A 20,342-nucleotide genomic window follows, 5' to 3' on the forward strand; every position below is an offset into this window, starting at 1 on the left:
GCCGTACAAAGTTTCGGTGTTTCCCGATGAACTTCGAACGAATTTCATAGATCTGGACAATTCCCTGGCCAATTGCAAAAGCGTTATAACCCTCCGTATCCTACACTACCACATGAGCCGCGTCCCCTTCTACCTAAAGGAGAGGCTGAAAACCCTAAACGAGAGGGTTCTCCACGAAACCTCCGGGGCGTCCGGCCTGCCGCCCTGGGAAAGGGTGGCATTAACATGGCTCGCCCTGATGGCGTTCTGGATCGTCATAACCTCCAGCGTGGAGCCGGGAGACCTAATCGCCGGCGCCGCCGTTACCCTCCTTGTGTCGCTCTTCATGCGCGACCTCCTGACCGGGGACGTGAGGAGGAGCGGCCACGTAGTCGAGAAAATCCTCTACTTTGCCCTCATCTACCTGCCCCAGTATCTGGTGATAATGGCCTTCCGCCTGCTGGAGAGCAACCTGAAGGTGGCCAGGAACGTGATATTCATGGACATCAACCCGGGCATCGTCAAGATAAGGACCGATCTGCATTCCAACACGGGAGTAACGATACTCGCGAACTCCATAACCCTGACGCCCGGCACCCTTACACTGGACGTCAAGAAGAAGCTCGACGAGACCTACCTTTACGTCCACTGGATAGACCTGGAGACCCTCAACCGGGAGAAGGCCGGGGAAAAAATAAAGGGGGACATAGAGGAATGGCTCAAGAAGGTCTTCTGGTGAGCGCATTCTATCTGCTCGTCTTCACGGCAGTGCTGATAACATACCGCGTGCTCAGGGGACCGACCCTCCCCGACAGGATAGTGGGCCTGAACACCATAACGACGAAGGTGGTGGTGATAATAGCACTGGTCTCCGTCATGAGGGGCGAGTACTACCTGATAGACCTCGCGATAGTCCTGCTCATGGTGAACTCGGTCGGGGGGCTTATCTTAGCGAAGTACATGGAGAGGATGAGCCGTGCTTGAGGTTCTGCTCCTCCTCTTCGGGGAAGCTGTGATGCTCTTCGGGGCCCTCGGGATACTCAGATTTCCCGATGTTTACACCAGACTCCACGCGGCCACAAAATGCGACACCGGCGGGGCGATGAGCATAATCCTCTACCTCATAATCACTATGGACGCCCCAGCCCTGGTGAGGGCCAAACTCCTCGTCCTGGCCTTCCTCATAGCCATGATGAACCCCATGGTGAGCCATGCCCTCGCGAGGGGCGCCTACCGCTACGGGGTCAAGCCAAAAGTCGTGGTGGACATGTATGCTTGGGACAATCCTTGATGTGGTCTTCCTCGCGATGATAATCCTTGCCGTTGCGGTGGTTGAGGAGAGGAACCTGGTCAGTGCGGTCGTTAAATACTCCCTCCTAAGCCTGCTCTTCATCCTGGCACTCTTCGAGCTGAACGCCCCCGACGTGGCCCTCTCCGCAATAGTGGTGGGGGCAATAGTCATAGGAGTGTTCCTCTTCACAATAAAGGGGGTGACGCGGTGAGGGCTATAGCTCTGCTGCTGACGCTCGCACTGGGCGTTCTGCTCCTCTCGCTGAGCTACTCGTCGCCCTACGGAGGGAGTTACACGTACTACGTCACCCACTGGACGGAGATAAACGTTCCCAACCTCGTGTCGGCCATCCTAGCCGGCTGGAGGGCCTACGACAGCCTCGGCGAGGCGAGTCTGCTCTTCACGGCCGTCATCGGCTTTTACGTCATCCTCGGAGGGAAGAAAAAGTGAAGATGAGCACCGTTGTGAGGACGACGACCAAGATGGTGAGCCCGTTCCTCGTCACCTACGCGGCCTATCTGATGCTCTACGGCCACATAAGTCCCGGCGGTGGCTTCCAGGGAGGGGTTATCCTGGCGGTGGCGGTGATACTGCTCATCACCTCGCACGGCTATGTCAAAGTCAGGAGGAAGTTCCACTTCAACTGGGCCAGCCTGATAGAAAGCTCCGCTGGTGTGCTGCTGGTGCTCCTCGGAATTGCAGGCCTCGGGCTGGGGGCGTTCTATTCAAACTTCCTGCCGACTGAGGGAGGGATAATCCTGCCTTTCAACGTGATCGTGGGGCTGGAGGTCGGCGCGGCTTTCACGTTCGTCTTCTACATCCTGCTGAGGTGGGTCGAAAGTGATTAGTCCGGAGCAGGCTGGAATCCTTATAATGCTCGTTGGAATCTACGGTCTGATGGCCAAAAGGGAGCCGATAAAGCTGGTCCTCTCGATAAACATCGTCTCCCTCGGGCTTGTCCTGTTCTTCATAGGTCTCGCGTACTCTCCAGAAAAGGACGTGCCGATAATGCCAACGGACCCCGTTGACCCCCTCCCGGCAACGCTCATGCTCACCACACTCGTCGTTGATGTCGCGATAACCTCCCTCGCTCTCGCGGTTATAATGCGGATGGGGGGTGACGGCGAATGATACCCCTTCTGGCCGCGCTGCCCCTGCTGGCTGCTTTCATACTCACGCTCCTCGATGTGCTGAAGGTCAAACGGACCGTAATCAAGGGAGTTTTTCTGCTCGGAGCCCTCCTGCCGGTTCCGGTCGTTCTCTTAAATGGGATCGGTTCGGAGATCGTCGGGGGCTGGGCGCAGGAGGCGGGAATAGAGGTCGCCCTGACGCGGACGAACCTGCCATTTATCGCGGGTGAGCTTGTGCTCTTCATCTTCGTCGCCCTGTACTCCCTCTACTACTTCGATTTCAGGGACAAAAAGACGCCGAAGGTTCTCGCGCTCCTTCTGCTCCTCCACACGGGGCTAATGGGGGCGTTCATAGCGCGGGACCTCTTCAACTTCTACATATATTCCGAGATAGCATCCGTATCGGCCTTTGCACTCGTGACCTTATCGGACGAAAAGGGCTCCAAGAGGGCCGCGTTCAGGTACCTCATAATGTCCCTGCTGGCATCGTACCTCTTCGTCTTTGCGGTCGGCATAATCTACATGGAGACCGGCTATCTCAACGTCGATCTCGTCAGGGAGAGCGCCGGGCCATCCAGGGAGCTGAACACCGCCCTGGCGCTTGCCTTCACCTCGCTTCTCCTCAAGGCAGGCATCTTCCCGCTCCATTCCTGGCTCCCGGACGCCCACTCGAGCGCGCCGACTCCCGTGAGCGCGGTTCTGAGCGGTGCAGTTGTTAAGGTCCCGGCCTACGGAATGATACTCCTCCTCTCCACCCTCCCCTCCGGGGAAACCTTCAGGACAGCGGCGATGGGGCTGGCGGTTGCTTCCATATTCTTTGGCATCGCGGGGGCGCTCTTCCAGAGGGATGCAAAGAGGCTGCTCGCATACCACACCGTCTCCCAGATGGGCTACGTCCTCCTCGGAACAGCGAGCCTCAACTTCCTCGGCGCGGCGTACTACGCGATGGCACACTCCATATTCAAGGGAGGCCTGTTCCTTGCGGTGGGTTCGCTCGGAAGGGAGAGCAGAAAGCTTGGGGAGTTCGGCTACAGGAACGCGCCCGTTATGGCCGTTTCAGTCCTCACCCTCAGCCTCGCTATAGGGGGAATAGGGCCACTGGTAGGGGCGTACGGCAAGGAACTGCTCTACAAAAGCCTGCCAGGACTGTGGAAGCTCGCCGTTCCGCTGGGGAGCGTCGGGACACTCACTTCCTTCGCAAAACTGAACCATTACCTAAGACGGAGCGAATCCCCGGGAATGCCCGCGGCATGGAAGCTGTCGTCGCTCGGCCTGGCGCTGGCGGCCCTCCTAACCGGCGTTTACCTCGAGGCAGGCATGAATCCCAGGGACGTCCTGTATCTATCCTCCGCGCTCCTCCTCTTCGCGCTCCTGAAGTGGCTCGGGGTTCTCAGCAGGAGCCCAAGGGCCGGCCCCGGGGAAATCGGGAGGGATGTGAACATCCTCACCGCGGTCTTCGTGATGGTGGCCATAGCCATGATCCTACTCCAAGGGTTTTAGATGAACCTCCTTCACCTCGGACAGGGAGGCGAGCTCATCCCTCAGATCGTCCAGGTTCGTGCTTATCCTGCTCACATCCACGACCGCGACGATGCCGGCCAGCCCCAGGGCGCCGAGCTCCTCCGACTCGCTGAAGAGTATGTTCACACCGTGCCTGCCGAAGAGACCGCTGATCCTGGCCAGAACCCCAGGACGGTCCTCCACAACGAGCTCAACCTCCACGAGCTTCTTTCCAGGCAGGGCCACCCTTTCCAGGTGAACCTCTTTGAGGTCGGTGTCTATCTCGAGGAGAAAATACGCGCCCTCCACCACGCCAAGCTCGTAGGCGTAATCCCGGGGCAGCTCAACCTTGCCGTTCTCCTTGATCCTGACTATCTCATAGTGTCTCATGATTAGAACTCTCCACGTGGGAATAAAAGGGTTGCCGGCAGAAAAATTATTAACATCCCGCACGTAATGGACGCCATGGAAATCATAGGGTACGTCTTCGTAATCATAGCCTTCGCGAGGCTTTTGGCTGAGGGATTCGAGAGGCTGGGCTACCCGGGGTTTCTCGGCGAAATCACCGCGGGAATGATCCTGAGCGCGATCCTGATAGACATGCCCAGGGACCAGATGGCCCTGCTGGCGGAGCTGGGCCTGTTCTTCCTCATGATTTCAGCCGGCCTGGAGGTTACCCCAGAGGAGCTCCACTACGCGGGGAGGAGAACCCTGCCCCTCTATATCCTCACGTACGGGGTGATGTTCCTCACGACGATTCCATTCACCGGGGGACGCGTCGGCCCGGACAACGTCATAACCGCGGCAATACTGTCCATAGCATCGGCCCCGATAGTGCTCAGGCTCAAGAGGTTCTTCGGGAGCGACTTCCTCCACGTGGCCCTCTCCTACGCGGTGATAAGCGAGATATTCGGGCTGTTCCTCGTTTATATGGTCATAAGGTTTAACGAGAACCCCGGCGACTACGGGCCGATACTGTCGAGCGTGCTGAAGGACCTCGCCTTCGTGGGGATCCTGCTCTACATCAACTACCTCCTGGGCATAAAGCAGAAGGTCCGCATAATACGCTTCCTCCGCAGGCTCAAGAGCGATGAGGCGGTCTTTGGGCTCTTCATGGTGTTCTCCACATCCCTCGCATTCATCAGCGAGGAGATAGGAATGCACTTCAGCATAGGCGGCTTCCTCGCCGGTTTGATGATGCACAGCGACCTCGTCGGTACCAAGCAGTACGACAGGTTGACCACGATAGTGAGCGGCGTTACCTACGGAATCTTCGCCCCGATATTCTTCGCCTGGCGTGGATTGAACTTCGAGACGGAACTGTCCTTCGTGGTGATAGAGTTCTTCGCCGTGATATACGTGGTAAGGCTAACGCTGTCTGCTCTGGCCGTAAGAGAGACAGATCTCCCCACAAACCTCGTCAGAGGTGCCGGAATAGCGAGCTTCGGCGTTCTCGGCCTCCTAATGGGTGAGATTGGCTTCGTCTCGGGAGTTCTAAGCGAGCACATGTACGCCATGGCATCCCTCGCCAGCGTGCTTGGCATATTCGCCTCCGCAACCCTGGGGAGGATCATGAACCACCATCAGAAGAAGAGGTCCAGCAGTGCCGCATAGTGCTCAATCCTGCTTCACCTCTGAGGTCTGGCCGCGAGGCGGGCCATCAGAGGTCCTTTCAGATATAGCGAAACGTTTTTAAGCCGCCCGCAGAGTAGCGAGTAAGTGAACCGCTGCTTTGCCGTATAATCGCTACATAAGTGAGAGAAGAAAGGAGGAAGCTGAGATGAGCTGGACAACCCCCAAGAGGGCTTTTATAGGTGCCGCCGCCGCAGAGGGCGGAACCAAGCTGAACGCATTTGATAACGCGCTCCTCAAGCTGGGCATAGGGAACGTCAATCTGGTCAAGCTCAGCAGCGTCATTCCGGCGCACATAGAGTGGATCGACGAGGTTCACGACGTGCCGATAGGCATGCTCCTCCCGACAGTTTATGCACACATCGAGAGCGACGAACCGGGAATGACCATAAGCGCGGCCCTGGGAATCGGCATCAGTGAGAACAACGAGGGCGGCCTAATCTATGAGTACTCCGGCTACTGCACGAAGGAAGAGGCCGAGGAGATGGTCAGGAAGATGGTCGAGGAGGGCTTTGAGCGGAGGGGCTGGAAGCTGGCGGAGTTCAAGGTCGCAAGCGCGAGCATAACCGTTAAGGACAAGCCCGCCGCGGCCTTGGCAGTCGTGGTGATGTTCCCCTACTGAGCTTTTTTCATACTTTCTCAATTTCCAGGAGGACGTACTCCCCGGAGGATATTTTCTCGAAAAGCATGTTGTATCTGGCTCCATCCTTTGTGGCCCAGACGTCGATGTACTCCCCCCTGCCGGCCGGGCGAACGTTTATCCATAGAACCTCAAACCCCGCCCTCTGAACGGCACTTCTCAGTATTCCCCTGATGTGCATTCCCGGCTCAAAGCGATCCTCACTGTGGCTTTTACCATCCAGGAAGCGCCATAGGTTGAAGAACAGCCTCCGGTGGTTCGAATTTTCGGCGGGATACATGAAGAAGGTGCTCCCGTCCTCCCGGATGGCGAAGCTGTGCCTCGCGTTCTCAAAGACCACCACGGAGAGGCTCAAATCGGGGGAACCACTGTTGTCATTGTGGGCGTTCCTTATCTCACCCACTAAGTGGGGAACGCCGTATCTGAGTCCATCCCCGATTTCATCCCTCGCCAGCTCGAGCTTTCGAGCCAGCTCGCGTCTTATTCTCGGATTCATCACCCGTAGTCTCCAGGTGGGCTCTTATAAAAATTTCTTCGGTGGGGAAGAACCTTAAGCTTTAAAACCCCGTGCCCTACCTAAGGGCGGTGAGACTCATGGGATACAACGAGAAGGAAAGGGCTTTCATCGAATGGTACCCTCGCGGTTATGGCGTTGGCTTCAAGGTCAAGGAGAGACTCTTTGAGACGCAGACGGAGTACCAGCGCCTCGAAATTTATGAAACAGAGGGTTTCGGCAAGCTGCTCGTCCTCGACGGTACGGTCCAGCTCGTCGAGGTCGGGGAGGAGAGCTACCACGAGACCCTCGTCCACCCGGTCATGCTCGCCCACCCGAACCCGAGGAGAGTGCTCGTCATAGGGGGAGGCGACGGCGGCACGTTGAGGGAAGTCCTCAGGCACAAAACGGTTGAGAAGGCCACGATGGTGGAGATAGATGAGGGCGTCGTCGAGGCATCCTACCTCTACCTTGACGTTGCCTCTGAGCTCCTGGACAAACTCATAAAGAAGGAGGAGCCCAGGGGAGAGCTCATCATAGGCGACGGGGTGAGGTACCTGAAGGAGACCGACGAGCGTTTCGACGTCATAATAGTTGACTCCACAGACCCCGTCGGCCCAGCGAAGCTTCTATTCAGCGAGGAGTTCTACAGAAGCGCCTACGAGAAGCTCAACGAGAGGGGCCTCTACATCACCCAGGCGGGAAGTGTCTACCTCTTCACGAACGAGCTCCTCGACGCTTACAGGGCGATGAAGAGGGTCTTTGACAGGGTTTACTACTTCAGCTTCCCGGTGATAGGCTACGCATCGCCCTGGAGCTTCCTGGTCGGCGTGAAGGGGGACATCGATTTCAGGAAGGTCGACGTCGAGAGGGGAAGGGAGCTCGAGCTCTACTACTACGACCCGGAGAGGCACGAGACCCTCTTCCAGATGCCCAAATACGTCAGGGACCTCCTCGAGAGGGCCTGACGGCTTTTCTAAAACTTTTTGGAGGTACTGCCATGCTCCGTGCGGTTATCAGAAACGCTCGAATCCTCGATGGGAGGGCATTCATAGGCATGGGACTCCTGGGTCTCGCGTTCAGTGTTAAAAACCTCTCCGATGTCACTCGTGTGCCCGTGTTCCTGATTTCACTCGTCCTCTACGTGGCCTATGCCTTCGCGATAAACAACTGCTTCGACGCGGATACCGACTCAATAAACCCGAGGAAGAGGAAGAAAAACCCCATAGCCAGCGGTGAGCTGAGCTTCAGGGCGGGGGCTGCCTCTTCCATAGCTATGGCACTGCTCGGGCTGATGCTGGCCAGCGTCCTCGGAACAGGGGAGCTGGCCGTGTACGCATCGATGATTTTACTGGCGACTGTCTATTCGGCCCCGCCGAGGCTCAAGGCGCGGCCGGTGATGGATATTCTCTCTCACGGGGTCTTCTTTGGAGTCCTGCCCTTCCTCTACGGGGCCTACCTCGACGGCTCGGTCACAACGGAGGAGTGGAGCATCGCCGCCGCGGTGTTCCTCTACTCCCTGGCCCTCGAGCTCAGGAACCACCTGGAGGACTACGAAAGCGACCTTAAAGCTGGTCTCAGGACGACGCCGATAGTTATCGGCAGGAAGCTCTCTGAGACCCTCGTTGCCGTCTTTTCGGCGGGGGCTGTAGGTTTAGCCCTCGCGGGGGCACAGCCCAGCCTGGGTCTCCTTGGAATCACCATCTACGGTCTCCGCACCAATTACAGGCTCATTGACACCGCGATGGTTGCAATCCTGCTCCTCAGGGCATCAGGGGTGGTTTGAGTGAGGATAGCACTGGTGAGCGACTGGTACTACCCCAAGATAGGCGGCGTTGCGAGTCACATGCACCACCTGGCCCTAAAGCTCAGGGAGAGGGGACACGATGTTGCCATTGTTACCAACGACAGGAGAACGGGGAAGGAAGAAGAGCTGAAGGCGAAAGGAATCGAGCTCGTAAAAATCCCTGGAGTCATCAGCCCGGTCCTTGAGGTGAACCTCTCATACAGCCTGAAATCCACAGGGGAGCTCAACGAGTTCCTGGAGGGCTTCGACGTTATTCACTCCCACCACGCGTTCACACCGCTGGCCCTGAAGGCCGCGAAGGCGGGCAGGGAGCTGGGGAAGGCGACTTTGCTCACAACCCACAGCATCTCATTTTCCCACGAGTCCCGCCTCTGGCAGGCTCTCGGCCTGACGTTCCCACTCTTCAGCAGGTACCTGAAGTACCCCCACGAGATAATAGCCGTCAGCAGGGCGGCGGAGGCGTTCATAAGGCACTTCACGGACGCTCCCGTGAGGGTCATTCCAAACGGTGTGGACGACGACCTTTTCAGTCCCCTGAGCGAGGGTGAAAAGGAGCGCCTTAAGGAGGAGCTCGGCATCGAGGGAGACGCTGTCCTCTACGTGAGCAGGATGTCGCCGAGAAAGGGCCCCCACGTTCTCCTAAACGCCTTCTCGGGAATAGACAACGCGACGCTCGTCATGGCGGGCTCCGGAGAGATGCTCCCGTTCCTGAGGGCACAGGCGAAGTTTCTGGGGATAGAGGATAGAGTTCGCTTCCTGGGCTACGTCGATGGCTCCCTCCTTCCGAGGCTCTTCGGTATGGCAGATGTTTTCGTCCTCCCCTCCACCACGGCGGAGGCGTTCGGGATAGTCATCCTCGAGGCCATGGCCGCGGGGGTTCCCGTGGTCGCCACGGACGTTGGAGGAATCCCTGAGATAATCAGGAACAGCGAGAGCGGGCTTTTGGTTTCCCCGGGCAACGAGCTCGAGCTGAGAAACGCGATTCAAAAGCTCCTCCTTGACGAGGAACTCAGAAGATGGTTTGGAAGCAACGGCAGAAGGGCCGTCGAGGAGCGCTACTCATGGAAAAAGGTCACCGAGGGCATAGAAAAGGCTTATGAGAACGTGATGCAAAACCTGTAGGGGATGAAAATGAGGCTCGAAGAACTCACCTGGCCGGATTTTGAGGAGGTTAAACGACGGGTTGGTACAGTTGTTATTCCCGTTGGGAGCGTTGAAGCCCACGGCAAGCATTTGCCCCTCGGAACAGATGTCTTTGCCCCAGTGGAGATAGCAAGACGGGTCGAGGAGAGGCTCCGCCGGCGGGGCGTTGAAGTTCTCACGGCCCCACCCGTGTGGTACGGGCATACATTCGTTCTCGACGTATATCCCGGAACCATAAACGTGAGTGGGGACGCATTCAAGGCCTACGTACGCGAGATAATGCGAGAGTTCGCCGCCGAGGGCTTTCGGAGGATAGTTCTCCTCAATGGACACGGCGGCAACTACCCGCCGCTGGTTCTGGCGGCGGAAGAGGTCTCGGAGGAGTTCCCAGGGGTCGAAATCTGGCTCATAAATTGGTGGATAGACTTCAGAGAGGACATCCTGAGCATATGCTCCAGCCAGGGTCACGCCGGTCAGGACGAGACGTCAGTGATGCTCGCGGTAAGGCCCGAACTCGTGAAGATGGAAAACGCCCGTGGGGGGAGGAGGAGCTCAAGGGTAAGGGTAATCCGGAAGGACATCGGGAAGGAGCTGTTTCCGGATGGAGTGAACGACGACCCATCCCTTGCGACGGCCGAGAAGGGCGAGGCGATTTTGAGCGTTGTGAGCGAGAAGATAGCCCGCCTGCTGGTGGGTGAATGATAATGGGGAAGGAAAAAGTCCTCGCCGAGATAGACAGGCGCATAAAGCGCCTCGAAGCGGAAATTCAAATGGCAGAGGACAGGATTAAGTACCTGGAGGAGATAGGCGCTCCCGTGAGGTACCGCGCCCTCCAGAGGAAGGACTACACGGCCTACTACCTCCTCTTCATGGGGGTCTGGATTCTCATCGGCACACTGGCCCTGCTCCTCATGAGGAACCGCCTCCCATACTCCTTCAACGTCCCCCTGCTACCCTACATCGTCATCGCCCTGGTCCTCCTGGCCGCGCCCGCGGTGTACCTGCTCTGGAGCGGGAGAGAGAAGCCGAAAACCCCGATGGAGGAGTTCGAGGAGAGGGCACGGCTCGCAAGAGACGTTCTAACGCTGTTCTACCGGCCGCTGAGGGAGGCCGTCGAAAAGGATGATCGGGAGATGATGCGGGCCATTGCCGAGGAGCTGCTGAACAACCCGGTTCTTGCTGGTTCAGTTGAGGAGATGGCCGAGGGCGAGCCTAAGCTCATGGCCTACGCACTCTACCTCTATTCAAACTACTCCCCGGAGCTGGTGGAGGAGGTTAGGGAGACGGTGGGAAGGCTCAGCAACAAAACCCTGAAAGCCCTGCTCTCCGGACTGGTGGATGGAAACGAGGGCTAAAGGTTATAACCATTTCGCCGTTCTTTTTTCGGTGAGGCGATTGAGGCTGGAAGTCCTTAGCAGGGAGGATATGAACGCCCTCTCCAGAGAGCTGAGCAGGGCGGGGATAATGAACCGAACGAAGGAGGAGGTTTCCCCCCAGATATCGCACTACGTCGTCATAGAAGGAACTTACGCCGAGCTCCTCGAGAAAGCAGAGGGGATAGAACCCGTTGAGACGGCCCTGGATGAGCTCAGATTTGCGTATGAAGAGATAACCCGAGACTGGAAAGTGGGGGAGAAAAAGGGCCTGGAGAGGCTCTTTGACGAGTCAGACCTCGGAAAGCTGATAGTGGTCACGGCCCTTATGGAGGCAGGGGCAGTTGCCGAGGAAGATGGAACGCTCGTTCTGAACGAAACCGTGCCCCTGGACGTCCTCAAGGTGGAGCTGCGCTTCCCCATAGACGATATTGAAGAGTACCTGGAGGACATAGAGGAGCGCTTTAAAACGGGCATGGTCACGGAGTACACCCTCGAAAAGAGGTACTTCGTGGAGGTTATGGAGGTGGATAGAGACCTCGTCGAGGCGGCTCTTGAGATAGCGGGTGAGTACGCCACGGAGGAGAGCGTGGTCGAGGCGATGTTCGATGGTATAGCCCGCTCGGTTCTGGCGGACGTTATACTTGAGCTGGCCGAGAGGCACAGGCGCAAGAACGAGCTGATGGAGGCCATAATGGAGAGGGAACCTATAGTCGTTGAAGGCGAGCGCGAGAGGGTGAACATATACTTCGACGAAGATGCCATAGAGGATTTTCTCAAGGAGCTCCAGAGCCTCGGCTACCTGAAGGTGAAGGGCAACAGGATATGGGTTTGATTTCCCTTTCCCGCTTTCCTCATCCGTAAAATTTTAAAAGGGCTTTTCTCACCTAACGCCGGAGGTGGTGGAAGTGGCGGAGCTGAAGGCGGTTATATTCTATGACCGCGACGGCACCCGCTACTACCACTGCCCGCGCTGTGGAAGACTCTTCAGAACATCCAAGGACTACACCAGGCACGTGAACAGGGCCCACGGGCACCTGTTCCGGAAGTGATCCACTATTCTCCCGCCATTTTCTCGGTTTCGGTTCTTTGACATTCCGCGGGATGAGGAGAACGGCCAGGGCTGAAAAAAGTGATGAGCGGAAGGGCTTTCCGACCGTTAGTCCCTGATTATTATTTCCTTCGTGAGCTTCACGATGAAGGTCTTCCCAACCTTCTCCCTCTCAACCAGCTGCTTTTTCTCCAGCTCCTGGATAATTCTGCTTATAGTCGGCCTCGAGTAGCCCGTCAGCTCCGGCAGTTCCTCCTGCTTCACCGTACCGCCCTTCTCGAGTATGGCGTTCACAACTATGCGCTCCTTCTCGGTCAGCACCTCGATGGGCACCCTGTTGGCGGACCACTTCTTCTTGGCGTAGTAGAGCGAAACCGGGACCGCGATTGCAAGTGAGAGCAGCACCGCGGCCGCTATCATCACCCAGTTTGTCTCCTTGGGCTGGGCGGGTATCTCTATCTCAAGGTTCTCACGGACCCAGTAGGTCTGGTATCCCATCGCCTCTATCTTCCTCTGGACGTCCTTGGACATGCCGGCGCCCATGAGCTCGACGAGATCCGGGTGGAGCTTCCGTATGGCATCGGCGGTTGAGTCGGAGAGGGCGTCCTCCTGGGTCAGGAGAAAGGGGTATCCGTATATCATGGCCCACCTCGCGGCGGCCAAAGCTGAGCCATAGTCGCTGGAGCTGGCGACGACGACCGTGTCGTGTCCGTTGGGATAGAAGTGCAGTGCCAGCTTTGCCGCCGTTTCCGTCCTAACCGCACCGCCTATCCTCTCGACTATGAAGCCCATCTCAAGGAGCTCATCCTGAACCCTGTCGCTGATGGCCTGGGAGTCCCCGATTATAAGGACGTGGTTCCAGCCGAACTGGGCGTAGCTCTGAAGCTGGGCGATTGTTCCGGGATCAAGTTCCTCCCGGTTCACGGGCAGTATCGGGACATCCAGCATCTTGGCGTAGGGGAGAGCGATGATGTAATCGATTAAATCATCGTTTCTCACGATTATAAGGTCGTACTTTGGCCCCTCCTTCGCATCCTGTGCGGAGGAGAGGGGAAGCACGAAGGATGAGAACACCAGCATAATGAGCGTCAGAGCAACGGCCCTTTTAACCATTCCATCACCTGGAAAAAGGGTAAGAAAAGGCCCTTAAAAGGTTTTTCAAAGCTCCAGGGTTTCGCCGGGTTCGAGGATTACGACCTCCGCCTTGTCCCCGACCAGCCTTCTGAACTCCTCGGGGTCAGCTGAAATCGGCGGCCAGGTGTTGTAGTGCATCGGCACGACCTTCTTTGGCTTGAGGAACTCCACCGCTTTAGCAGCCTCTTTAACGCCCATCGTGAAGTGACCGCCTATCGGCAGCAGGGCCAGATCAATAGGCCCGTAGAGCTCGGCGAAGAGTTCCATGTCCCTGAAGACAAAGGTGTCGCCGGCGTGGTAAATCCTGACGCCGTCGAGCTCGATTATGTAACCGCTGGCATTTCCTATGCTGTACTTGCCGTCGCTGCTGGAGTGCCAGGCAGGAACCTGGACGATCTTAACGCCGTCTATTTCAGTCGGGCCGTAGTTCATGCCGATGGTCGTTATGCCGCTCTCGCTCTCAACGAGGTAGTTGGCTATATCGTACATGGCAACTATCTTCGCCCCGGTTCTCCTGGCTATCGCGGCGGCGTCGCCGATGTGATCGCCGTGGGCGTGTGTAACGAGTATCAGGTCCGCCTCAACCTCTTCGGCCTTAATGGCCGCGGCAGGATTGCCGGTCAGGAAGGGGTCTATCAGGATCCTCTTGCTTCCCTCTATCAGAAAGGCAGCGTGGCCCAGAAACTTCACCTTCACCATGAAACCACCCCCGCGGATATAATAACCTGAGCTAACTTAAGTCTTTCGGGTTGGAGGCTTCGGCGGCCATCACCAAGCGGTACGGCCACCCCCCGATAGTTCGAATTACGAAGACAATAGAGTACAAGAATTCCTGTAGTAAACCAGGTACAATGTAACGGAACGCGCTTTAGTAGAACATAAAAATGCATTCCTGTACAAAAAAGGACAAGATTTATAAACATGAACAGTGTTGAATATGAGCGGTGATTCAATAGTGGAGGGCCAGACTCAAATACTGCTTGTTCTGGTTCTGTACCTTTTGTTTTTGATAGGGTTCGGAGTTTATCAGGGAAGAAAGGCAAAGAGCGGCAAGGACTTCGCGATAGCTGGCAGGCAGCTTCCGGGCTGGATAGCAGCTCTCTCAGAGCGCGCCACCGGTGAGTCGGCGTGGGCACTCCTGGGACTCCCCGGTTTTGCCTACGCCGCCGGCCTCTCAGCAATATGGGTTGCGGTTGGATGTGTGGCCGGTATCATCGTGGCGTGGACTGTGTTCGCTGGAAGACTCAGGAGGGAGGCCGAGAAGTACGACGCGACAACGTTTATTGATTACATCGCAAAGCGCCACTCCGACGCCGAGAAGTGGATAAGGATCCTCGGTAGCGTTACCGTGGTGTTCTTCTTTTTCTTCTACGTCGGTGCCCAGTTCCTCGGCGGCGGAAAGACTTTGAACGCTCTCTTCGGCGTTGATCCAAAGATCGGAATGCTGATAACCGCGGTGATAATCCTGCCCTATACCGTCCTAGGAGGCCTCAAGAGCGTCGCCTATACCGACACCGTCCAGGCGATAGTCATGATACTCACTCTCACCATAGCGCCAATAGTCGGTCTCGTCTACATCGCCAACCATCCGGATGTTTTCGCCCACTCGGTCTCCAGCGCCCTGGAGATGTCCGGGCCCGAGTACTCTACAATCCTCGGCGGCCTCGTCGGCGGCGCGGCGTTCGTCTTCGTCATAGCCGAGTTCTCCTGGTTCTTTGGCTATCTCGGTGGAATGCCCCAGCTCAGCATCAGGTTCATGGCAATCAAGGACGAGAAGAACGCCAGACTCGCCAGGAACGTCGGAGTCAGCTGGACGGTTCTGGCCTACATCGGTGCCCTCCTCATAGGATGGATTGGAATAGCCATCTTCGGCCCGACCGGCCTCGAGGACCAGGAAGCCGTTATGCCCTCGGTTATGCTGAAGCTGTTCCCGCCCTTCCTCGCGGCGATATTCATAACCGGTGCGATAGCGGCCATGCTCTCGACGGCTGATTCACTCCTAATCCTCTCCGCCACCGAACTTTCGGAAAACTTGCTCAGGCCCTTCGTCTACAAGGACGACTTCGACCCTAAGAGAAGCCTCAGGCTTTCGAGAATTACCACCGTCGCCCTGGGTGTCATAGCGCTCGTTACAGCCTATCTTGTGCCGTCGAAACTCATTTACACCATCGTCGGCTACACCTGGGCTGGGATAGGAGACACCTTCTCGGTCATAGTCATAATGACGCTGTTCTGGAAGAGGTTCCACGGAAGGGCCGTCCCGCCGACCATTGTAACGGGACTGCTGTTCACCATCTTCTGGATCAGCTCGGGGCTTGAGAAGGTTGTCTCGGCGAGGCTCATGACCTTCATCGTGACGGCGGTTATTGCCGTGATAGCGACCTACGCCCTGAAGCCCAAGGAGGCATCCGCCACCGCCTGAGTTTTGTTTTTATCCATTGATGTCCTTTTTAGCCCATCAGGGCTTTACTTTTCCCCTACCATGCCCATATTTACCTCGCTGTCCTTTTTAGGAAAGCTTATATAGAATTCCGCCGAGTTTAGGCCGGTGATGTGATGACGTTTGATTACTTCTTCAAGCCAAAGGCTATAGCGGTTATTGGGGCATCCAACGACCCGCTCAAGCTTGGCTACGAGGTCTTCAAGAACCTTAAGGATTACAAAGACGGCAAGGTTTATCCAGTGAACGTCAAGGACGAGGTCGTCCAGGGAGTCAAGGCTTACAAGAACGTGAAAGACATTCCTGACGAGGTTGACCTGGCGGTCGTCGTCGTTCCGAAGCGCTTCGTCAAGGGCACCATAGAGGACTGCGGCGAAAAGGGCGTCAAGGGGATAATCCTCATCACAGCGGGCTTCGGTGAGGTCGGCGAGGAAGGGAAGAAAGAAGAGAGGGAGCTCGTTGAGATAGCCCACAAATACGGCATGCGCATAGTCGGTCCGAACTGTGTGGGCATAATGAACACACACAACGCCATGAACGCCACCTTCGTTATGGACGCCAAGAAGGGAGACATAGCATTCATAAGCCAGAGCGGTGCCCTCGGAGCGGGAATCATCTACAAGACCGTCAAGGAGGGAATAGGCTTCTCGAAGTTCGTCAGCATCGGTAACATGGCTGATGTTGACTTCGCCGAGTTCGTGGAGTATTTGGCAGACACGGAGGAGGACAAGGCAATCGCGCTGTACATCGAGGGTCTCAAGGATGGGAGGCGCTTCATGGAGATAGCCAAGCGCGTCACCAAGAAGAAGCCGGTCATAGTCCTCAAGGCAGGCAAGAGCGAGAGCGGAGCGAGAGCAGCTTCGAGCCACACAGGTTCACTCGCAGGCTCGTACAAGATATACGAGGCGGCATTCAAGCAGAGCGGAATAATCGTCGCGGACACTATCGATGATATGCTCAGCATGGCGAGGGCTTTCACCCAGCCGCTGCCGAAGGGCAAGCGCGTCGCCATAATGACCAACGCAGGTGGCCCGGGAGTTCTCACCGCGGATGCCATAGACAGGCTCGGCCTCAAGCTCGCCGACCTCGAGGAGGAGACCATTGAGGGACTTCGCTCGTTCCTTCCGCCGATGGCGGCAGTCAAGAACCCGGTCGATATGATCGCGAGTGCCCGCGGAGAAGACTACTACAAGACAGCAAAGCTTCTCCTCGAAGACCCCAACGTTGACATGCTCATAAGCATCTGTGTCGTTCCGACCTTCGCGGGCATGACGCCGACCGAACATGCGGAGGGCGTCGTGAGGGCCGTTAGAGAGGTGAACAACGGCAAGCCGGTTCTCGGTCTGTTCATGGCAGGCTACGTGAGCGAGCCCGCGAAGGAGGTCCTCGAGAAGGCAGGCATTCCGAGCTACGAGAGGCCCGAAGATGTTGCCGCCGCGGCTTATGCCCTCGTGGAGTTTGCAAAGGCGAAGGGAGTTTTGAAGGAGGAATGAGGATGCCAGTGCAGAGCGAGGTGGGGAAAAAGGGACTCCTTCCAAAGAAAGCAGCACCTCCAACCATTGATGACGTTTACCTGAGAGTCAAGGAGATAATCGGGGAACTCAAGGAAGACCCGCATAAAGTCCTCCGGGAGATGAGAGATGCTCGTGGTTGATACCTCTGCGCTTATAGATGCAACGATCCCGGTAAAGGGAAAAGAGGAAAGGAACGAGCTAGCGAGGAGAGTTATTTCAGCAGCCGAGAGCAGAGGAGTCCCTATGATAATTCCCCGCCTCGGGGTCGTTGAAGCAGTTAGCCTGGTTAAAAGGCTGACCGGAAGAGAAGACGTAGTTGATGTTATCCTTTCATACATCGATGCAAAGATGCTCCAAGTTTCCGAGGACTGGATATTCGAGGACGCCAAGGGGATAGCGCGGAGGATACATCCGCGGGCGGCGGATTCATACTTCATTGCAACGGCCAAGAAGTTCGGCGCAATCCTTGTTTCATCGGACAGGGACATGGTAATTAGGGCCAAAAAGCTCGGTATAAAAGCGTTTTATATTTTGGACCAAAGAGATGTTGAGGAATTCTACAAGGAACTGTTTGGAGGTGTGTGAATGGCGAAAGTTACAGACATGGTTTTGTGGGACAAGCCCGGGGAGAAGGTCATACTCCTCGGCAACCAGGCCATAGCGAGGGGTGCCCTCGAGGCCAACATAGCGGTTTACGCGGCCTACCCGGGAACCCCCAGTTCAGAGCTTACCGACACGATGGCGATGGTGGCAAAGAAGGCAGGAGTCTACATGGAGTACTCCACCAACGAGAAGGTTGCCTTTGAAACCGCCCTTTCCGCTGCCTGGAGCGGCCTCAGGGCCATGACGGCCATGAAGCACGTTGGACTGAACGTTGCAGCCGACACCTTCATGAGCGCCGTCGGAATGGGCGTTGAGGGCGGATTCGTCATAATGGTCGCCGACGACCCGAGCATGTGGAGCAGCCAGAACGAGCAGGATACGCGCGTTTACGCGAAGTTCGCCAACGTCCCTGTTCTCGAGCCCAGCGACCCAATGGAAGCCAAGGAGATGACGAAGTACGCCTTCGAACTGAGCGAGAAGTTCAAGCACTTCGTCATCCTGAGGACGACCACGAGAACGTCGCACGCCAGGGGAGACATCGTCCTTGGGGAGCTGCCGGAGGAGATAAAGCAGGGCAAGAGGAAGTTTGGAAACTTCAAAAAGGATCCAAGCAGGTTCGTCGACATACCCGCCAACTCGAGGCGCTTCCACCCGCAGATTCTTGAGAAGATAGAGAAGATCCGCGAGGAGCTCAACGAGTGCCCGTTCAACTGGATAGAGGGCGACGAGAGCGCCAAGGTCGGTATCATCGCCCCGGGACTGGCCTATTCCTACGTGAAAGAGGCCCTTCACTGGCTCGGCGTCGAGAACGTAAAGGTCCTCAAGCTCGGAACCCCGTTCCCCCTCCCGTACGGCCTGCTTGAGAAGTTCCTCGACGGTCTCGAGAAGGTCCTCATCGTTGAGGAGCTCGAGCCGGTCGTCGAGGAGCAGGTCAAGACCTGGGCCTACGACAAAGGCCTTAGAATCCCGATTCACGGAAAGGACCTCGTCCCAAGGGTTTACGAGATGACCACCAGGAGGGCCGTCGAGGCAATAGCAAAGTTCCTCGGCCTTGAGACCCCGATAAACTTCGAGGAGCTCGACGAGAAGTACAAGAAGGTTCAGGCCATGGTTCCACCGAGGCCTCCTTCGCTGTGTCCGGCCTGTCCGCACAGGAACACCTTCTACGCCATAAAGAAAGCGGCAACGCCGCGCGCCATATTCCCAAGCGACATAGGCTGTTACACCCTCGGTGTCCTCCCGCCGCTCAAGGCCGTTGACACAACCGTCGCGATGGGCGGTTCAATCGGAGTTGCCCACGGCCTCAGCATAGCCCTCAACGGAAGCGTCGCGGAGGACGAGCACAAGACCGGCAAGGAGAAGAAGGTCATCGTGGCAACGATAGGTGACTCGACGTTCTTCCACACCGGACTTCCGGCCCTTGCCAACGCTATCTACAACCGCTCCAACGTCCTTATAGTCGTCGTTGACAACCTCGTCACGGCAATGACCGGCGACCAGCCGAACCCGGGAACCGGTGATACACCGCACGGACCCGGCAAGCAGATAAAGATCGAGGAGGTCGCCAGGGCGCTCGGCGCAGACTTCGTCGAGGTCGTGGACCCGTACGACATCAAAGCGACCGTCGAGACCATGAAGAGGGCCCTCCATGTCGAGGGAGTGAGCGTCGTCGTCACCAGGCGCGTCTGTGCCCTCCACAGGGTAGGCGAGCTCAGGAGGGCCAGGATCCAGTGGCCGCTCTACCAGGTCAACGAGGAGAAGTGTACCGGCTGTAAGATATGTATCAACGCCTACGGCTGTCCGGCAATCTACTGGGACGCCGAGACCGGAAAGGCCAAGATAGACGAGCTCATGTGCTGGGGCTGCGGCGGCTGTGCCCAGGTCTGTCCGTTCGACGCCTTTGAGAAGGTCAGGGAGGGAGAGATATGAAGGAGTACAACATCGTTATCACCGGAGTTGGCGGCCAGGGAATCCTCACCGCCGCCAACCTTCTCGGTTGGGCCGCCCTCCGCGCCGGCTACAAGGTCAGGATGGGAGAGGTCCACGGAATGAGCCAGCGCTTTGGTTCAGTTATAGCTTACGTCCGCTTTGGAGAGGAGGTCTACGGCGCGATGGTCCCCGAGGGGAAGGCCGACGTCATCCTCTCCTTCGAGCCGGTCGAGGCGCTCCGCTACATCAACTACCTCAAGAAGGGCGGGCTGGTCTTCACGAACGCCCGGCCGATACCGCCGGTTCAGGTTTCGATGGGCCTGGCCAGCTATCCGAGCCTCGACGAGATAAAGAAGGTCGTCGAGGAGGACTTCCAGGCCAAGTTCATGGCCTTCGACGCCGAGGACCTTGCGGTCAAGGCCGGCCACGTGATAACGACCAACGTCGTCCTCATAGGCGCGCTGACCCAGACACCCGGCTTCCCGCTCTCGGCGGAGCACGTCAAGGAGGTCATCCGCGTAAGCGTCCCGCCGAAGGCCGTCGATGTGAACATGAAGGCCTTTGACCTCGGCGTCCAGGCCGCAAAAGAGATGCTGGGGCTCTGATGCCCCGCTTTATCTTTTGTGTCGTTGACTCTCCCAAAATGCTTATTAGTCTTCCATAGAAAACAACTTTTTGGTGCA

27 protein-coding genes are annotated in these 20,342 nt (G+C 57.1%); 23 read left to right on the top strand and 4 right to left on the bottom strand.

Going from position 1 to position 20,342, the window contains the following annotated elements; all coding sequences use genetic code 11:
* Positions 1 to 112: 112 nt before the first annotated feature.
* The 8 genes from TIRI35C_RS08660 to TIRI35C_RS08695 are packed head-to-tail and all read left to right on the top strand — an operon-like array spanning position 113 to position 3,900.
* The gene (locus TIRI35C_RS08660) at positions 113 to 718 is read left to right on the top strand and encodes a Na+/H+ antiporter subunit E (RefSeq protein WP_188202535.1); all 606 of its coding nucleotides are present in this window, start codon (positions 113 to 115) and stop codon (positions 716 to 718) included.
* Positions 694 to 963, top strand: a complete 270-nt coding sequence (locus TIRI35C_RS08665) for a monovalent cation/H+ antiporter complex subunit F (RefSeq protein ID WP_139681342.1) — start codon at positions 694 to 696, stop codon at positions 961 to 963. The genes TIRI35C_RS08660 and TIRI35C_RS08665 overlap by 25 nt, the downstream gene beginning before the upstream one ends.
* Positions 956 to 1,270, top strand: coding sequence for a monovalent cation/H(+) antiporter subunit G (gene mnhG, locus TIRI35C_RS08670; RefSeq protein ID WP_014013413.1), 315 nt, complete (start codon positions 956 to 958; stop codon positions 1,268 to 1,270). Before TIRI35C_RS08665 ends, mnhG begins: the two co-directional genes overlap by 8 nt.
* On the top strand, positions 1,251 to 1,481 hold the full coding sequence (locus tag TIRI35C_RS08675) for a hydrogenase subunit MbhD domain-containing protein (protein WP_188202536.1): 231 nt from the start codon (positions 1,251 to 1,253) through the stop codon (positions 1,479 to 1,481). Before mnhG ends, TIRI35C_RS08675 begins: the two co-directional genes overlap by 20 nt.
* Positions 1,478 to 1,720 carry a hypothetical protein gene (locus TIRI35C_RS08680; RefSeq protein WP_188202537.1) on the top strand — a complete coding sequence of 81 codons (243 nt, stop codon included), beginning with the start codon at positions 1,478 to 1,480 and terminating at the stop codon, positions 1,718 to 1,720. The genes TIRI35C_RS08675 and TIRI35C_RS08680 overlap by 4 nt, the downstream gene beginning before the upstream one ends.
* On the top strand, positions 1,717 to 2,118 hold the full coding sequence (locus TIRI35C_RS08685; RefSeq protein ID WP_188202538.1) for a Na(+)/H(+) antiporter subunit B: 402 nt from the start codon (positions 1,717 to 1,719) through the stop codon (positions 2,116 to 2,118). Before TIRI35C_RS08680 ends, TIRI35C_RS08685 begins: the two co-directional genes overlap by 4 nt.
* Positions 2,111 to 2,401 carry a cation:proton antiporter subunit C gene (locus TIRI35C_RS08690; RefSeq protein WP_188202539.1) on the top strand — a complete coding sequence of 97 codons (291 nt, stop codon included), beginning with the start codon at positions 2,111 to 2,113 and terminating at the stop codon, positions 2,399 to 2,401. Before TIRI35C_RS08685 ends, TIRI35C_RS08690 begins: the two co-directional genes overlap by 8 nt.
* A complete protein-coding gene (locus TIRI35C_RS08695) occupies positions 2,398 to 3,900 on the top strand; it encodes a proton-conducting transporter transmembrane domain-containing protein (RefSeq protein ID WP_188202540.1) in 1,503 nt (500 codons plus the stop codon). Before TIRI35C_RS08690 ends, TIRI35C_RS08695 begins: the two co-directional genes overlap by 4 nt.
* Here TIRI35C_RS08695 and TIRI35C_RS08700 read toward each other — a convergent pair.
* Positions 3,883 to 4,290 carry an ACT domain-containing protein gene (locus TIRI35C_RS08700; protein ID WP_188202541.1) on the bottom strand — a complete coding sequence of 136 codons (408 nt, stop codon included), beginning with the start codon at positions 4,288 to 4,290 and terminating at the stop codon, positions 3,883 to 3,885. The two genes, TIRI35C_RS08695 and TIRI35C_RS08700, sit on opposite strands and share 18 nt — an antisense overlap.
* A 75-nt stretch (positions 4,291 to 4,365) precedes the next feature.
* Between TIRI35C_RS08700 and TIRI35C_RS08705 the strand changes: the two genes are divergently transcribed.
* Positions 4,366 to 5,514 carry a cation:proton antiporter gene (locus TIRI35C_RS08705; protein ID WP_188202542.1) on the top strand — a complete coding sequence of 383 codons (1,149 nt, stop codon included), beginning with the start codon at positions 4,366 to 4,368 and terminating at the stop codon, positions 5,512 to 5,514.
* Between the two features lie 166 nt (positions 5,515 to 5,680).
* Entirely contained in the window at positions 5,681 to 6,154 is a 474-nt protein-coding gene (locus tag TIRI35C_RS08710) for a pyruvoyl-dependent arginine decarboxylase (protein WP_188202543.1), read from the top strand.
* Positions 6,155 to 6,161: 7 nt separating this feature from the next.
* On the opposite strand, the gene TIRI35C_RS08715 is transcribed toward TIRI35C_RS08710, so the two are convergent.
* Entirely contained in the window at positions 6,162 to 6,668 is a 507-nt protein-coding gene (locus TIRI35C_RS08715; protein ID WP_188202544.1) for a hypothetical protein, read from the bottom strand.
* Positions 6,669 to 6,766: 98 nt separating this feature from the next.
* On the opposite strand from TIRI35C_RS08715, the gene speE reads away from it, so the two are divergent.
* The 7 genes from speE (at position 6,767) to TIRI35C_RS08750 (ending at position 12,040) form a co-directional block, all read left to right on the top strand.
* Positions 6,767 to 7,633 carry a polyamine aminopropyltransferase gene (gene speE / locus TIRI35C_RS08720; protein WP_188203161.1) on the top strand — a complete coding sequence of 289 codons (867 nt, stop codon included), beginning with the start codon at positions 6,767 to 6,769 and terminating at the stop codon, positions 7,631 to 7,633.
* A 32-nt stretch (positions 7,634 to 7,665) separates the two neighbouring features.
* Positions 7,666 to 8,451, top strand: coding sequence for a UbiA prenyltransferase family protein (locus tag TIRI35C_RS08725; protein ID WP_188202545.1), 786 nt, complete (start codon positions 7,666 to 7,668; stop codon positions 8,449 to 8,451).
* Complete coding sequence (locus TIRI35C_RS08730) at positions 8,452 to 9,594, top strand: glycosyltransferase family 4 protein (RefSeq protein WP_188202546.1); 1,143 nt, start codon at positions 8,452 to 8,454, stop codon at positions 9,592 to 9,594. It abuts the gene before it with no gap.
* A 9-nt stretch (positions 9,595 to 9,603) separates the two neighbouring features.
* On the top strand, positions 9,604 to 10,317 hold the full coding sequence (locus TIRI35C_RS08735) for a creatininase family protein (RefSeq protein WP_188203162.1): 714 nt from the start codon (positions 9,604 to 9,606) through the stop codon (positions 10,315 to 10,317).
* On the top strand, positions 10,314 to 10,970 hold the full coding sequence (locus TIRI35C_RS08740) for a hypothetical protein (RefSeq protein WP_188202547.1): 657 nt from the start codon (positions 10,314 to 10,316) through the stop codon (positions 10,968 to 10,970). The genes TIRI35C_RS08735 and TIRI35C_RS08740 overlap by 4 nt, the downstream gene beginning before the upstream one ends.
* A gap of 40 nt (positions 10,971 to 11,010) precedes the next feature.
* Positions 11,011 to 11,823 (top strand): hypothetical protein, encoded by an 813-nt coding sequence (locus TIRI35C_RS08745; RefSeq protein WP_188203163.1) that lies wholly within the window; start codon positions 11,011 to 11,013, stop codon positions 11,821 to 11,823.
* Positions 11,824 to 11,887: 64 nt separating this feature from the next.
* Positions 11,888 to 12,040: a nucleotide-binding protein gene (locus TIRI35C_RS08750; RefSeq protein WP_246454738.1), complete on the top strand. Its 153-nt coding sequence runs from the start codon at positions 11,888 to 11,890 to the stop codon at positions 12,038 to 12,040.
* A gap of 107 nt (positions 12,041 to 12,147) precedes the next feature.
* On the opposite strand, the gene TIRI35C_RS08755 is transcribed toward TIRI35C_RS08750, so the two are convergent.
* The gene (locus TIRI35C_RS08755; protein WP_188202548.1) at positions 12,148 to 13,152 is read right to left on the bottom strand and encodes a cell wall-binding repeat-containing protein; all 1,005 of its coding nucleotides are present in this window, start codon (positions 13,150 to 13,152) and stop codon (positions 12,148 to 12,150) included.
* A 45-nt stretch (positions 13,153 to 13,197) separates the two neighbouring features.
* A complete protein-coding gene (locus tag TIRI35C_RS08760; RefSeq protein WP_188202549.1) occupies positions 13,198 to 13,872 on the bottom strand; it encodes a metal-dependent hydrolase in 675 nt (224 codons plus the stop codon).
* A 238-nt stretch (positions 13,873 to 14,110) separates the two neighbouring features.
* Here TIRI35C_RS08760 and TIRI35C_RS08765 point away from each other — a divergent pair, with 238 nt between their 5' ends.
* From TIRI35C_RS08765 to TIRI35C_RS08790, 6 genes are all read left to right on the top strand, one after another.
* Positions 14,111 to 15,595, top strand: a complete 1,485-nt coding sequence (locus tag TIRI35C_RS08765) for a sodium/proline symporter (protein WP_246454739.1) — start codon at positions 14,111 to 14,113, stop codon at positions 15,593 to 15,595.
* Between the two features lie 134 nt (positions 15,596 to 15,729).
* Positions 15,730 to 17,106: an acetate--CoA ligase family protein gene (locus TIRI35C_RS08770; RefSeq protein ID WP_188203166.1), complete on the top strand. Its 1,377-nt coding sequence runs from the start codon at positions 15,730 to 15,732 to the stop codon at positions 17,104 to 17,106.
* Entirely contained in the window at positions 17,103 to 17,267 is a 165-nt protein-coding gene (locus tag TIRI35C_RS08775) for a hypothetical protein (protein WP_188203268.1), read from the top strand. The genes TIRI35C_RS08770 and TIRI35C_RS08775 overlap by 4 nt, the downstream gene beginning before the upstream one ends.
* Complete coding sequence (locus TIRI35C_RS08780) at positions 17,254 to 17,712, top strand: type II toxin-antitoxin system VapC family toxin (protein ID WP_188202550.1); 459 nt, start codon at positions 17,254 to 17,256, stop codon at positions 17,710 to 17,712. The genes TIRI35C_RS08775 and TIRI35C_RS08780 overlap by 14 nt, the downstream gene beginning before the upstream one ends.
* The gene (iorA, locus tag TIRI35C_RS08785; RefSeq protein WP_188202551.1) at positions 17,713 to 19,659 is read left to right on the top strand and encodes an indolepyruvate ferredoxin oxidoreductase subunit alpha; all 1,947 of its coding nucleotides are present in this window, start codon (positions 17,713 to 17,715) and stop codon (positions 19,657 to 19,659) included.
* On the top strand, positions 19,656 to 20,264 hold the full coding sequence (locus tag TIRI35C_RS08790) for an indolepyruvate oxidoreductase subunit beta (RefSeq protein ID WP_188202552.1): 609 nt from the start codon (positions 19,656 to 19,658) through the stop codon (positions 20,262 to 20,264). Before iorA ends, TIRI35C_RS08790 begins: the two co-directional genes overlap by 4 nt.
* Positions 20,265 to 20,342: the final 78 nt, after the last annotated feature.

The sequence above is a fragment of the Thermococcus camini genome (genome assembly GCF_904067545.1).
GTDB classification, from domain to species: domain Archaea; phylum Methanobacteriota_B; class Thermococci; order Thermococcales; family Thermococcaceae; genus Thermococcus; species Thermococcus camini.

Coding starts and splice junctions, on each gene's coding strand:
- TIRI35C_RS08660 (WP_188202535.1), top strand. CDS start 113: ATGAGCCGCGTCCCCTTCTACCTAAAGGAGAGGCTGAAAACCCTAAAC.
- TIRI35C_RS08665 (WP_139681342.1), top strand. CDS start 694: ATGGCTCAAGAAGGTCTTCTGGTGAGCGCATTCTATCTGCTCGTCTTC.
- TIRI35C_RS08675 (WP_188202536.1), top strand. CDS start 1,251: ATGCTTGGGACAATCCTTGATGTGGTCTTCCTCGCGATGATAATCCTT.
- TIRI35C_RS08695 (WP_188202540.1), top strand. CDS start 2,398: ATGATACCCCTTCTGGCCGCGCTGCCCCTGCTGGCTGCTTTCATACTC.
- TIRI35C_RS08700 (WP_188202541.1), bottom strand. CDS start 4,290: ATGAGACACTATGAGATAGTCAGGATCAAGGAGAACGGCAAGGTTGAG.
- TIRI35C_RS08705 (WP_188202542.1), top strand. CDS start 4,366: ATGGAAATCATAGGGTACGTCTTCGTAATCATAGCCTTCGCGAGGCTT.
- TIRI35C_RS08710 (WP_188202543.1), top strand. CDS start 5,681: ATGAGCTGGACAACCCCCAAGAGGGCTTTTATAGGTGCCGCCGCCGCA.
- TIRI35C_RS08715 (WP_188202544.1), bottom strand. CDS start 6,668: ATGAATCCGAGAATAAGACGCGAGCTGGCTCGAAAGCTCGAGCTGGCG.
- speE (WP_188203161.1), top strand. CDS start 6,767: ATGGGATACAACGAGAAGGAAAGGGCTTTCATCGAATGGTACCCTCGC.
- TIRI35C_RS08725 (WP_188202545.1), top strand. CDS start 7,666: ATGCTCCGTGCGGTTATCAGAAACGCTCGAATCCTCGATGGGAGGGCA.
- TIRI35C_RS08735 (WP_188203162.1), top strand. CDS start 9,604: ATGAGGCTCGAAGAACTCACCTGGCCGGATTTTGAGGAGGTTAAACGA.
- TIRI35C_RS08740 (WP_188202547.1), top strand. CDS start 10,314: ATGATAATGGGGAAGGAAAAAGTCCTCGCCGAGATAGACAGGCGCATA.
- TIRI35C_RS08755 (WP_188202548.1), bottom strand. CDS start 13,152: ATGGTTAAAAGGGCCGTTGCTCTGACGCTCATTATGCTGGTGTTCTCA.
- TIRI35C_RS08760 (WP_188202549.1), bottom strand. CDS start 13,872: ATGGTGAAGGTGAAGTTTCTGGGCCACGCTGCCTTTCTGATAGAGGGA.
- TIRI35C_RS08765 (WP_246454739.1), top strand. CDS start 14,111: ATGAGCGGTGATTCAATAGTGGAGGGCCAGACTCAAATACTGCTTGTT.
- TIRI35C_RS08770 (WP_188203166.1), top strand. CDS start 15,730: ATGACGTTTGATTACTTCTTCAAGCCAAAGGCTATAGCGGTTATTGGG.
- TIRI35C_RS08775 (WP_188203268.1), top strand. CDS start 17,103: ATGAGGATGCCAGTGCAGAGCGAGGTGGGGAAAAAGGGACTCCTTCCA.
- TIRI35C_RS08780 (WP_188202550.1), top strand. CDS start 17,254: ATGCTCGTGGTTGATACCTCTGCGCTTATAGATGCAACGATCCCGGTA.
- iorA (WP_188202551.1), top strand. CDS start 17,713: ATGGCGAAAGTTACAGACATGGTTTTGTGGGACAAGCCCGGGGAGAAG.
- TIRI35C_RS08790 (WP_188202552.1), top strand. CDS start 19,656: ATGAAGGAGTACAACATCGTTATCACCGGAGTTGGCGGCCAGGGAATC.